Raw genomic sequence first — 11,708 nt, 5'->3', positions numbered from 1 at the left:
ACGAAACCGGCCAGATCGACACTTAACCAGTCGGTCACAGATCGTTCGTGATCACGCAACACCCCTGGGCCAGAGTGGTGTGCATGACTGACCGTAACCCCGTCTCCGCCGCCCAGCGTCCCCACCGCCACCACTGGCGCCGGGACCTCGTCGAACTCGCCGCCCTCTTCTGCGCCGTCGCGGTCGCCGACGGCATCGCCAACCTCGTCGCGCACGGCCCGGACGGCCCGGTCCTGCTGGTCGCTTCGGCCGTCGCGCTCCTGGTCACGGCGGCCTTCCACACCTGGTGGGCGCGCCGGCACAGCCATGCGCCGCCCCCGGCGGCCGCGGCCGCCTCCGATCCGGCGGCCTCGACCACGGGGACGGCTGCGGAGCCCGCCAACCCCGCGCTCTGGCGGATGCGGACGACCGTGCGCGACGAGCCCGGCAGCCTCGCCGCGCTGTGCACCGCGCTCGCCCGCCTGGGCGTCGACATCCTGACCCTGCAGACGCACCCCCTCCCCGAGGGCGGCACGGTCGACGAGTTCCTGCTGCGCTCCCCGCGCGAGCTGTCGGCCGCCGACCTGACCCGCGCCGTCGCCCGAGCCGGCGGCCGCGGCACCTGGATCGAGCGCGCCGACGCCCACGACCTGGTGGACGCCCCCACCCGGGTCCTGGGCCTGGCCACCCGTACCGCCCTGGACGCCGCCGAACTCCCGCTCGCGCTGCGCCAGCTGCTCGGCCGCTGCACCATCCAGTCGATCCCCGCCACCACCCTCTCGGGCCGCCCCAACGCGGGCGCCGACGCCCCCGTCGAGGGCGTCCTGGAGTCCACGGTGATGCGGCTGCGCGACCCCTCGGGCGGCGCCATCACCGTGGAGCGGCCCTACCTGCCGTTCACGCCGACCGAGTTCGCCCGCGCCCGCGCCCTCGTCGAGCTCGACGCGCGCCTGGGGCACCGGATGCCCCGGAACCAGGACGTGCTGACCCTGCCCGAGGGCAACGAGATCACCGTACGCCGCGCGGACGGCTCCGACCTGGCGGCCGCCCGCTCCATGCACGAGCGGTGCAGCGAGCGCACCCTCGGCCTGCGCTACCACGGCCCGGTCGCCGACGCCGACCGCTACCTCGGCCACCTGTTGAGCCCCCGCTTCGGCCGCACCCTCGCCGCCACCACCGCCTCCGGCAGGCTCGTCGCCCTCGGCCACCTGCTGTGGGACGGCGACGAGACCGAGGTGGCCCTGCTCATCGAGGACGACTGGCAGCGCCGCGGCATCGGTTCGCAGCTGCTGCGCCGCCTCATCGCGATGGCCGTCGAGGCCGGGTGCGACAGCGTGTACGCCGTCACCCAGGCCTCCAACACCGGGATGGTCGCGGCCATGCGCGGCCTCGGCCTCCCCCTCGACTACCAGATCGAGGAGGGCACCCTGGTGGTCACCGCCCGCCTCGACGCGACCCCGGTCGTCTCGCGCCTGCCGTACGAAGTCCCGCGCGCGCAGGCCCCGTACGGCACCCGGCAGCACCCCGGGCGCTGACCGCAGGTCCTGCGCCTCCGGCCGCTCAGCCGATCCGTCAGGAGGCTGAGCGGCTATGGTGATGACGAGGGGGCCTCCCGCGTACGAAGATGGCCGCATGTCAGACACCCTCCACACCGACAGCGCAGCGCGTCTGCCCCGCCAGGTCGCCGACGCCTACGTCGACGAACTCATCGCCCTCGACCCGATCCAGGGCACCTATCTCGGCGTCGCCGCCAGCTCCGGCCTGCTGCCGGACTACTCCCCCGCGGGCCGCGCCGCCGTCGGCGGGCTGCTGCGCACCACCCTCGCCCGGCTGGACGCCGCCGAGCTGCTGCCCGGCGCCGGCACGGACGCCGAGCGCCGCTGCGCCCGGCTGCTGCGCGAGCGGCTGAACGCCGAACTCGCGGTGCACGAGGCCGACGAGGACCTGCGGGCCGTCAGCAACATCCACTCCCCCGCGCACGCCGTCCGCGAGGTGTTCACCCTCACCCCCGCCGACACGGACGAGGACTGGGCGGCGATCGCCGAACGGCTGCGCGCCGTTCCGGCCTGCTTCGCCGGCTACCGCGAGAGCCTCGCGCTCGGCCTGGAGCGCGGGCTGCTCGGCAGCCCCCGTCCCGCCGCCACCTTCGTCGAGCAGCTCACCACCTGGGCCGGCCAGGACGGCGACGGCTCCCGCGACTTCTTCGGCGAGTTCGCCTCCGCCGGACCGGAGTCCCTGCGCGCCGAGCTGGACGCCGCGGCGGGCGCGGCGACCGCCGCCGTGGCCGAACTGCGCGACTGGATGCGCGACGTGTACGCGCCGGCCGTCGCGGACGCGCCGGACCCGGTGGGCCGCGAGCGCTACGCCCGCTGGTCGCGCTACTTCAACGGCACGGACCTCGACCTGGACGAAGCGTACGCCTACGGCTGGTCCGAGTACCACCGGCTGCTCGCCGAGATGAAGTCCGAGGCGGCCAAGATCCTGCCGGGCGAGCCGAACCCGTGGGACGCCCTGCGCCACCTGGACGAGCACGGCACCCACGTCGAGGGCGTCGACGAGGTCCGCGACTGGCTGCAGGGCCTGATGGACGAGGCCATCGAGAACCTCGACGGCACGCACTTCGAACTCGCCGAGCGGGTCAAGCGGGTCGAGTCGATGATCGCTCCGCCCGGCGGCGCCGCGGCCCCGTACTACACCAACCCCTCCGAGGACTTCTCCCGTCCGGGCCGCACCTGGCTGCCGACGATGGGCCAGACCCGCTTCCCGGTGTACGACCTGGTCTCCACCTGGTACCACGAGGGCGTTCCGGGCCACCACCTCCAGCTCGCGCAGTGGACGCACGTCGCGGACCAGCTCTCCCGCTACCAGGCGACCGTGGGGCTCGTCAGCGCCAACGCCGAGGGCTGGGCGCTGTACGCGGAGCGGCTGATGGACGAGCTCGGCTACCTCAAGGACGCCGAGCAGCGGCTGGGCTACCTGGACTGCCAGATGATGCGCGCCACGCGCGTGATCGTGGACATCGGCATGCACCTGGGGCTGGAGATCCCGGCGGACTCGCCGTTCCACCCGGGCGAGCGCTGGACGGTGGACCTGGCGCAGGAGTTCTTCGGCCTGCACAGCGGCCGGCCGGCGGACTTCGTCGAGAGCGAGCTCACCCGCTACCTGTCCATGCCCGGGCAGGCCGTCGGTTACAAGCTGGGCGAGCGCGCCTGGCTGCTGGGGCGTGACAACGCCCGTGCCGCGCACGGTGATTCCTTCGACCTGAAGAAGTGGCACATGGCGGCCCTGTCCCAGGGTTCGCTGGGTCTGGACGACCTGCTGGACGAGCTGTCGCGGCTCTGACCGCGCCCCCGAGTACGCCGGCGGACCGCCCGCTCCCTCCGGGGTGCGGGCGGCCCGTCGCCGTCGGCGCGGCTCAGCAGCCGCAGTCGTCCGAGTCGGTGGGGGCCGTCAGCGGGTCGGCCTCGGCGCGCTGCCGGCCGCCCTGCCAGGTCTCGACCTCGAAGCCCTCACGGATCCAGTACTCGATGCCGCCGAGCATCTCCTTCACCTGGAAGCCGAGTTCGGCCAGGGCGAGGGCGGAGCGGGTGCCCCCGTTGCAGCCCGGGCCCCAGCAGTAGGTCACCACGGGGACGTCCTTGTCGAGGAGCCTCTCGGCCTGCTCGGGGATCAGCGCGGTGGGCAGGTGGATCGCGCCGGGCACGTGGGCCTGGTCCCAGGAGGGCGTGGAGCGGGAGTCGATCAGCTGGAAGCCGAGGTCGGCGCCCTGCTCGCGGTGGGCCTTGAAAGCGGCGGCGACGTCCGACACGTCCGCGTGGAAGGCCAGGCTCGCGGCGAAGTACGCGGCCGCGGCGGCCGGGCTCGCCGGGGGGACCCGGAGCACGGGGTTGGCGGCGGCGGGGGTGCTGTTCTGGTTCTGCGTCGTCGTCATGGCTCAAAATCTACGATCCGACGATCAAGGCGAGAAGTGGATTTCCCCGGCCTTTCTCTTGTTTCCCCGGGGAATCCCCTGCTAGACCTCCAGCATGACCGGCTATTCCCCCGACGCCACCGACTGGCGGATCCTCGCGGCCCTCCAGCAGGACGGCCGCGCCAGCTTCACCGAGCTCGCCCGAGCCGTGTCCATGTCCGCGAGCGCCGTCACCGAGCGGGTCCGCCGGCTGGAGGAGGCCGGGATCATCACCGGCTACACGGCGGTGGTCGACCGCGAGAAGCTGGGCAAGACGATCCTGGCGCTGGTGCGGCTGCGCTATCCGCACGGCAACTACAAGCCGTTCCACGACTTCCTGGAGGCGACCTCCGAGATCCTGGAGGCCCACCACGTGACCGGGGACGACTGCTTCGTGCTCAAGGTCGCCGCCCGCTCGATGGCCCACCTGGAGGAGGTCACGGGCCGGATCGCCGGGCTGGGCCCGGTGACCACCAGCGTCGTGTACTCGTCCCCGCTCGCCCGGCGCCCGGTCAGCCCCTGACGCCGCCCGGACGGTGGCCGCGGCCGGACTCAGTCCGTCACGCCCGCCGTGCGGTGGCGCACCACGGAGCCGCCGCGCTGCTTGACGATCTCCAGCTGCGCCTGGACCCGGGTGCGCAGGTCGCCGACGTGGCTGACGATGCCGACGCTGCGGTCCCGTTCGCGCAACGAGTCCAGTACGTCGAGCACCTCGTCCAGGGCCTGATCGTCGAGGCTGCCGAAGCCCTCGTCGATGAAGAGGGTGTCCAGGCGCATGCCGCCCGCCTCGTCGGTGACCACGTCGGCCAGTCCCAGGGCCAGTGCGAGGGAGGCGAAGAAGGTCTCGCCGCCCGAGAGGGTGGCGGTGTCCCGCTCGCTGCCCGTCCAGGCGTCCACCACGTGCAGTCCGAGGCCGGAGCGCCCGCGCCCGCCGGCCCGCGCGTCGGAGTGGACCAGCGTGTAGCGGCCGCCGGACATGCGCAGGAGCCGTGCGGTCGCGGCGGCGGCGACCTGTTCCAGCCGCGCGGCGAGGACGTACGCCTCCAGCCGCATCTTGCGCTCGTTGTCGGCGGAGGTACCCGCGGTGAGCCCGGCCAGCCGGGCCACCCGCTCGTACGCCTCGCGCAGCGGGCCCAGGGCGCGCAGTTCCTGCTCCGCCTGGCGCGAGAGCCGGTCCAGCTCGGCGCACCGCACCCGCCCGGCGTCGACCGCCGAGGCGGCGGAGCGCAGCCGTGCGGCGGCCCGCTCCTCGGCGGCCGCGGCGGCGGCCGGATCGGCCGGGGGCAGGGCGGCGGCCGCGGCGGTGTCCCGCTCGGCGTGCCGGTCGGCCAGCATGGCCTCCTCGGCCTGCCAGGCGTCGAGGCGGTGCTGGAGGGCGGTGCGCTCGTACTCGGGGAGCACGGCGTCGGCGGCCTGCTCGGTGGTGTCGAACCCGGCCTTGAAGGCGGCGTCGGCGAGCTGGTCGTCGGCCTCCTTCAGCCGGGCGGCGGTGGTCTCGGCCCGGCGCAGCGCGGTGGCGGCCGTGGTGACCATCCGGATCCGGTCCTCCAGGGTGCGGGCGCGGGCGGCGACGCTGGGCGAGTCGGCGCGGACGAGGACCAGTTCGGCTTCGAGGGAGGCCTGCTCCTGGTCGAGGGCCTCGCGCCGGGAGGCCCGGGCGGCGGCGCGGCGTTCGGCTTCGAGCCGGTCGGAGCCGCGCGCCTCGTGCTCCCGCTCGGCCCGGGCGAGCCGCTCGCGGGCGGTGTGCAGCGCGGCGGCGTCCGCGTGGGCGGCGGCGTGGCGGGCGCTCAGGTCGGCGGTGAGGGCGAGGAGTTCGGCGGTGGTGGCGTCCCCGGCGGCGGAGGCGGCCTCGGCCTCGGCCTCCCGGACGGCGGCGAGCCGGCGCTCGACGGCGGCCCTGCGCTCCTCGGCCTGCTCGAAGCGGGCGTGGGCGGCGTCCTCGGCGGCACTGTCGACGTGCCCGGGGGCGGGGCGGGCCGGGTCGGGGTGCTCGGCGGACCCGCACACCGTGCAGGGCTCGCCGGCGGTCAGGGCGGCGGCCAGTTCGGCGGCGATGCCGCGCAGCCGGGCCTCCTTCAGCTCCAGCCAGGTCTCCCGGGCGGCGGACGACTCCTCGCGCGCCCGCAGCAGTTCGCCCGCGGCGGCTCCGGCGTCGGCGGCGAGGGAGTCGCGGCGCCGGGCGGCGGTGAGCTGCATCCGGGCGGGCTCCAGCCGCCCCGCCAGCTGCTCGGCGAGGGTGAGGGCCTGCTGCGCGGAGTCGACCCGCTCCTGGAGGGCGGCCCGGGTGGCCTCCCAGCGGGCGAGCCACTCGGCGGACTCCTGGTACCGCTCGTCGGCGTCCCGGGACTCCCGCTCCAGCGTGGCGCGCTCGCGGCCGATCTCGGCGCTGCGCTGCTCCGCGCGTTGGGCGGCCCCGGCCGCACCGAGGTCCTCGCGCAGGCGCTGTTCGACGGCGGCGAGCTGCTCGGTGCCGGCTCCGGCGAGGGCGGGGGGCAGCTCCGCCCGGGCCAGGGTCTCGGCGTGCGCGGCGGTGAGGTGGGCGGCGGCCGCGGCCCCGCGCAGTTCCAGGGCGGGGGCCACGAGAGCGCCCCGGCGGGCCCGGTCCAGCAGGGCCCGTACCCGCTCGCGCTCGGGCGCGGCCTGCGCCAGCAGGTCCGCCCGGCGGGCGGTCTCGGCGTGGCGGTGCTGGAGCCGGTCGAGTTCCCGCGCCTCCTCGGCGTCGCGCCGGGCGGCGGCGTGCCGTCCCTCGACGGCGGCGAGCGCGTACTCGGCGACGGTGAGCCGCTCCCGGGCGGAGCAGCGGGCGACGGCGGCCCAGGCGCGGACGGCCTCGGCGAGTCCGGGATCCCCGGGCTGGTGGCCGGGCAGCGGCCAGGCCCGCAGGTCGGCGCTGTGCCCGGCGGCCTGCGCGAGGCGCTGGGCGGCGGCGAGCACCTTCTCGTCGCCGGCCCTCACCTTGGCCTCGGCGGCACGGCGGCGCTCGGCGAGGAGCGTCTCGACGGCGGCGAAGCGGCGGGTGTCGAAGAGCCGGCCGAGGAGCCGGCCGCGGGCTTCGGCGCCGGCGCGCAGGAACTGGGCGAACTCCCCCTGGGGCAGCAGGACGACCTGGCAGAACTGCTCCCGGCTCATGCCGAGGAGCTGCTCGACCTCCTCGCCGATCTCCTGGTGGGAGCGGCTGAGGGCGGTCCAGCCGTCGCCGGTGTGCTCGCGGAGCCAGGACTGGGCCTTGTCCTTGGTGGTGCCGGTGCCGCGCTTCTTGGGGCGGTCCTGTTCGGGGCGCCGGGTGATCTCCAGCCGGCGTCCGCCCGCGGTGAGTTCGAGGGTGACCTCGGTGGGGGTGTCGGGGGCGGCGTGGTCGCTGCGGAGGGAGGTGCCGGGGGCCTGGCGGGAGCCGGGGACGGATCCGTAGAGGGCGTAGCAGACGGCGTCGAGGACGGAGGTCTTGCCGGCGCCGGTGGGTCCGTGCAGCAGGAAGATGCCGGCGGAGGAGAGGGCGTCGAAGTCGATCGTCTGGGGTTCGGCGAAGGGGCCGAAGGCGGTGACCTGGAGCCTGTGCAGCCTCATCGGCCGGCCTCCTGACGGCCGTCCTCGGCCCGTACTGCCTCGAAGGCGCCGCGCAGCACGGCCCGCTCGGCCTCGTCGGCGCTGCCGCCGCCGCGTACGTGGGCGACGAAGTCCTCGGCGATCTCCTGGTCGCTGCGGCCCTTGAGCCGCTGGGCGTAGGAGGCGGCGCCGTCCTCCTCGCGGCCCTCGGGGTCGAAGGCGAGGCTGAGGGTGTGCGGGAAGCGGGCGGCGAGGCGGGCCATGGGGTCCTCGGGGCGGGCGGGGTCGGTGAGGGTGGCCTCGATCCAGGAGTCCTCGCACGCGGTGTGCGCGGGGTCGTCGAGGAGGTCCTCCAGCCGTCCGCGCAGCCGGGCGAGGGGGCGGGGCACGGGGGTGTCGATCCGCTCGGCGGTGATTTCCCCGGCCGGGCCGAGGTCGACCAGCCACATGGTCTTGCGGTGGGTCGCCTCGGAGAAGGAGTAGGCGAGCGGGGAACCGGAATAGCGGACCCGTTCGTTGATCGTCTGGCAGCCGTGGAGGTGGCCGAGGGCGGCGTAGTCGACCCCGTCGAAGACGGCGGCGGGTACGGCCTCGACCCCTCCGACGGCGATGTCGCGTTCGCTGTCGCTGGCCTGCCCGCCGGTGACGAAGGCGTGGGCGAGGACCACGGAGCGGGTGCCGGGGGCCCGGCCTGCCAGGTCGGCCCGGATCCGGTCCATGGCCGCGCCCAGTACCGCCTCGTGGCTGACCTTCTCGGCGGCGAAGGTGTCCTTGACCAGCGCCGGTTCCAGGTACGGCAGCCCGTAGAGGGCCACGTCACCGTGTACGTCGGCCAGCACCACGGGGTCGGCACAGCCGGCGGGGTCCGTCCTGAGGTGGATCCCGGCCCGGCCGATCAGCCCGGCGCCGACACCGAGGCGGCGGGCGGAGTCGTGGTTCCCGGAGATCATCACCGTCGGGACGCCGAGGTCGGCGAGCCGGTGCAGGGCCCGGTCGTAGAGCTCGACGGCGGGCAGCGGCGGCACGGCCCGGTCGTACACGTCCCCGGCGACGAGGACGGCGTCGACCTCGTGTTCCCGGACGGTTTCGACGAGGTGGTCGACGAAGGCTGCCTGGGCTCCGAGCATGTTCACGCGGTGGAAGGACCGGCCGAGGTGCCAGTCGGAGGTGTGCAGGAACTTCACTCGACCGCTCCGACCCGCACGCTTGCTCTCCTCTGGCTCCGCACCGACCATCCAGGCTAACCGGTAGCCGGGCGCGCCCAGGCCCGACCGGGAATTCCGCCCGGTCCCCGGTGCGGTCCGGCTGCCCGGAGGGTGCGGGGCTCAGCCGTCGCCGTAGGCCTCGCCGCCGAGTTCGAAGCCGGCGGTCCCGGCGGTGACGTCGGCGAGCCAGGCCCGGAAGGCCTCGACGTCCGCCTCGGGGAGGCCGATCTCGATGGAGACGTCCTCCCCGTAGCGCACGTCGAGCACGGCGCGGCCGGTGGAGCGCAGGTCGTTCTGGGTCTTGCCGGCCCGCTGGTGGTCGACGGTGACGGTGGCCAGCCGGTACCGGTGGCGGGTGATGGTCCCGAGCGCGTCGAGCGCCTCGCCGACGACGCCGCCGTAGGCGCGGATCAGCCCGCCGGCGCCGAGCTTCACGCCGCCGTAGTACCGGGTGACGACGGCGACGGCGTACCGGATGTCACGCCGGGTCAGCATCTGCAGCATGGGCACCCCGGCGGTCCCGCCGGGCTCGCCGTCGTCGCTGGCCTTCTGGACGGAGGCGTCGGCGCCGATCACGTAGGCGTAGCAGTTGTGCGTGGCGGTGGGGTGTTCCTTGCGGACGCGCGCGATGAACTCCTGCGCCTCCTGCTCGGTCGCGGCGGGCGCGAGCGAACACAGGAACCGCGAACGGTTGATCTCCGCCTCGTGCATCCCCTCACGGGCCACGGTCACGTACTGGTCTGCCTTCACCGCTCCACCCTAGTCCGTGGCCGGAACCGGTCCGGCCGCCTCCCGCCCGGGGCCCCGTACCCGGGGTGCGATGCGCTGACCGGGGCCGACGTCCTCGCGCCAGTGCCTCGGGGCGGTCTCCGGGACGATGTCGAGGCACGAGGCGGCGATGAGGGACGAGACCGGATCGGATCGAAGGGGAATCGGACGGGTGCCCGCGCCGTTGATGCTGCCGAACGATCCGGCGGAACGGTCCCGTCGGACGACCCCGGCAGGAGGCGGCGCACGTGTACGGCGACCAGGCGACCATCCGCAGGATCCTCACCGAGCTCGGTGACACCTGGGCCGTGGTGGGCCTTTCCAACAACGAGCACCGGGCCGCCTACGGGGTGGCGAAGGTGCTCCAGCGGTACGGGAAGCGCGTGGTGCCGGTGCATCCGAAGGCGGAGACGGTGCACGGCGAGCCGGGGTACCCGTCGCTGGAGGCGATCCCGTTCAAGGTCGACGTGGTGGACGTCTTCGTGAACAGCGCCCTGGCCGGCCGGGTCGCCGACGAGGCGGTCGCGGCCGGCGCCGAGGCCGTCTGGTTCCAGCTCGACGTGGTCGACGAGGCCGCCTTCGCGCGGACCCGTGAGGCGGGGGTGGCGATGGTGATGGACCGCTGCCCCGCCATCGAGATTCCGGCCCTGTAGCCCCCTAGGCCGACCCCGGTCCGCCGGACGGGCCCTGGCGGTTGCCGGTGCCCTGGACCGGGGGGATCGAGACCGCCATGGTCATCACCATGGGGACCGTGCCCTCGTTGCGGTAGGCGTGCGCGCGGTCCGCCTCGAAGGAGACGGCGCCGCCGGCCGGGACCACGTATCGGTCGTCGGCGAGGTCGAGGGTCAGTTCCCCGGCCGTGACGTGCAGCATCTCGAAGGTCCCGGCCGGGTGCGGGTCGGAGGCCGTGCCGTCGCCTGCCTCCAGGCGGTAGGTCCACATCTCCACCGGCCCGCGCCGGTCGTCGCCGAGCAGCATGTGCGCTTCGCTGCCCTCCCCGCTGGACCACATCCGTACCCCCTGCCCCGGCAGCACCACACGGGCCTGCGGCCCCCGGTCGTGGTCGAGCAGGGTGGTGATGCTGACCCCGAGGGCGTCGGCGAGTTTGACCGTTGTGCCCACGCTGGGGTTCGTACGGGCCTGCTCGATCTGGATGATCATGCCGCGGCTGACCCCCGCGCGGGCGGCCAGCGCGTCGAGCGTGAAGCCGCGTTCGCCGCGCCACCGCTTGAGGTTGCGGGCGAGCGCCTGGGTGAGCTGTTCGAGGTCCGACACCATTCCGTCCAATATTTTGGATGACACAGTCCAACAGACTGAACTAACCTGCGGTGTATTCGATGCTGCACTCCACCGTTCACCGCACTGTACTGCGAGGCCCCCTGCCATGACCGCCATCTTCGCCCTGGCCACAGCCGTCCTGTGGGGCCTCGCCGACTTCGGCGGAGGGCTGCTGACCCGGCGGATGCCGGCGCTCACCGTGCTGGTGGTCTCGCAGCTCACCGCGGTCGTCGTGCTGGGCGCGGTCGTGGTCGGCACCGGGGCCTGGAGCGAGGCGGGGCCGCAGCTGTGGTTCGCGGTGGCCGCGGGCCTGGTCGGACCGGCCGCGATGCTCGCCTTCTACAAGGCCCTGGCCCTCGGCCCGATGGGCGTGGTCTCCCCGCTGGGCTCCGTCGGCGTGGTCGTGCCGGTCGGGGTCGGGCTGGCCGTGGGCGAGCGCCCGGGCCCCGGCCAGTTCGCGGGCATCGCCGTGGCCGTCGTCGGCATCGTCCTGGCCGGCGGTCCCGAGCTGCGCGGCGCCCCCGTGCAGCGGCGGGCGGTGGCGCTGACCCTCGTCGCGGCCTTCGGGTTCGGCGCGGTCATGGCCCTGATCTCCGAGGCATCCACCACCGTGACCGGGCTGTTCCTCGCCCTGTTCGTCCAGCGCGTCACGAACGTCACCGTCGGCGGCGTCGCCCTGCTCGCGCAGACCCGGCGCGGCGTCCCGGCACTGCCGGAGGGCACCGGCCCGCGCCTGCTGTGGAGCATGCTGCCCGCCCTCGCCTTCGTCGGCCTCGCCGATGTCGCGGCCAACGGCACCTACGCCCTCGCCGCCCAGAACGGCCCCGTCACGGTGGCCGCCGTGATCTCCTCGCTCTACCCGGTGGTGACCGCGTTCGCCGCCTTCGTCGTGCTCAAGGAGCGGCTGCGCAGCGTCCAGGCGGCCGGCGCCGGCCTGGCCCTGGCGGGCACGGTCCTGCTCGCCGCCGGCTGACCCGCCCCGGGGC

Annotated in this window: 10 protein-coding genes; 5 read left to right on the top strand and 5 right to left on the bottom strand. The window is 74.8% G+C overall.

The window, feature by feature from the left end; all coding sequences use genetic code 11:
* The first annotated feature begins 83 nt into the window (after positions 1–83).
* The gene (locus ACZ597_RS09005; protein ID WP_471326973.1) at positions 84–1,514 is read left to right on the top strand and encodes a GNAT family N-acetyltransferase; all 1,431 of its coding nucleotides are present in this window, start codon (positions 84–86) and stop codon (positions 1,512–1,514) included.
* Positions 1,515–1,611: 97 nt separating this feature from the next.
* Positions 1,612–3,321 (top strand): DUF885 domain-containing protein, encoded by a 1,710-nt coding sequence (locus tag ACZ597_RS09000; RefSeq protein ID WP_471326970.1) that lies wholly within the window; start codon positions 1,612–1,614, stop codon positions 3,319–3,321.
* 73 nt (positions 3,322–3,394) lie between these two features.
* Here ACZ597_RS09000 and ACZ597_RS08995 read toward each other — a convergent pair whose 3' ends face one another.
* Positions 3,395–3,910 carry a rhodanese-like domain-containing protein gene (locus ACZ597_RS08995; RefSeq protein ID WP_471326968.1) on the bottom strand — a complete coding sequence of 172 codons (516 nt, stop codon included), beginning with the start codon at positions 3,908–3,910 and terminating at the stop codon, positions 3,395–3,397.
* Between the two features lie 94 nt (positions 3,911–4,004).
* On the opposite strand from ACZ597_RS08995, the gene ACZ597_RS08990 reads away from it, so the two are divergent.
* A complete protein-coding gene (locus tag ACZ597_RS08990; RefSeq protein WP_471326965.1) occupies positions 4,005–4,451 on the top strand; it encodes an Lrp/AsnC family transcriptional regulator in 447 nt (148 codons plus the stop codon).
* Between the two features lie 29 nt (positions 4,452–4,480).
* On the opposite strand, the gene ACZ597_RS08985 is transcribed toward ACZ597_RS08990, so the two are convergent.
* From ACZ597_RS08985 to ACZ597_RS08975, 3 genes are all read right to left on the bottom strand, one after another.
* Positions 4,481–7,492, bottom strand: a complete 3,012-nt coding sequence (locus ACZ597_RS08985) for an AAA family ATPase (protein WP_471326964.1) — start codon at positions 7,490–7,492, stop codon at positions 4,481–4,483.
* A complete protein-coding gene (locus tag ACZ597_RS08980) occupies positions 7,489–8,655 on the bottom strand; it encodes an exonuclease SbcCD subunit D (RefSeq protein WP_471326961.1) in 1,167 nt (388 codons plus the stop codon). The genes ACZ597_RS08985 and ACZ597_RS08980 overlap by 4 nt, the downstream gene beginning before the upstream one ends.
* Before the next feature lie 141 nt (positions 8,656–8,796).
* Positions 8,797–9,426 (bottom strand): YigZ family protein, encoded by a 630-nt coding sequence (locus ACZ597_RS08975; protein WP_471326958.1) that lies wholly within the window; start codon positions 9,424–9,426, stop codon positions 8,797–8,799.
* A gap of 266 nt (positions 9,427–9,692) precedes the next feature.
* Here ACZ597_RS08975 and ACZ597_RS08970 point away from each other — a divergent pair, with 266 nt between their 5' ends.
* On the top strand, positions 9,693–10,097 hold the full coding sequence (locus tag ACZ597_RS08970) for a CoA-binding protein (protein WP_471326955.1): 405 nt from the start codon (positions 9,693–9,695) through the stop codon (positions 10,095–10,097).
* A 4-nt stretch (positions 10,098–10,101) separates the two neighbouring features.
* Here ACZ597_RS08970 and ACZ597_RS08965 read toward each other — a convergent pair whose 3' ends face one another.
* Entirely contained in the window at positions 10,102–10,719 is a 618-nt protein-coding gene (locus ACZ597_RS08965; RefSeq protein WP_471327948.1) for a helix-turn-helix domain-containing protein, read from the bottom strand.
* Positions 10,720–10,828: 109 nt separating this feature from the next.
* On the opposite strand from ACZ597_RS08965, the gene ACZ597_RS08960 reads away from it, so the two are divergent.
* Entirely contained in the window at positions 10,829–11,695 is an 867-nt protein-coding gene (locus ACZ597_RS08960; RefSeq protein WP_471326952.1) for an EamA family transporter, read from the top strand.
* Positions 11,696–11,708: the final 13 nt, after the last annotated feature.

Source organism: Streptomyces sp. NPDC040718 (genome assembly GCF_055593565.1).
The sequence above is the reverse complement of the archived record's forward strand: the minus strand, read 5'-3'. Positions and strand labels throughout refer to the sequence as shown.

Excerpts from the sequence above, each read along its gene's own strand:
- ACZ597_RS08985 (WP_471326964.1), bottom strand. The coding sequence starts at position 7,492 with ATGAGGCTGCACAGGCTCCAGGTCACCGCCTTCGGCCCCTTCGCCGAA.
- ACZ597_RS08990 (WP_471326965.1), top strand. The coding sequence starts at position 4,005 with ATGACCGGCTATTCCCCCGACGCCACCGACTGGCGGATCCTCGCGGCC.
- ACZ597_RS09005 (WP_471326973.1), top strand. The coding sequence starts at position 84 with ATGACTGACCGTAACCCCGTCTCCGCCGCCCAGCGTCCCCACCGCCAC.
- ACZ597_RS08995 (WP_471326968.1), bottom strand. The coding sequence starts at position 3,910 with ATGACGACGACGCAGAACCAGAACAGCACCCCCGCCGCCGCCAACCCC.
- ACZ597_RS08960 (WP_471326952.1), top strand. The coding sequence starts at position 10,829 with ATGACCGCCATCTTCGCCCTGGCCACAGCCGTCCTGTGGGGCCTCGCC.
- ACZ597_RS09000 (WP_471326970.1), top strand. The coding sequence starts at position 1,612 with ATGTCAGACACCCTCCACACCGACAGCGCAGCGCGTCTGCCCCGCCAG.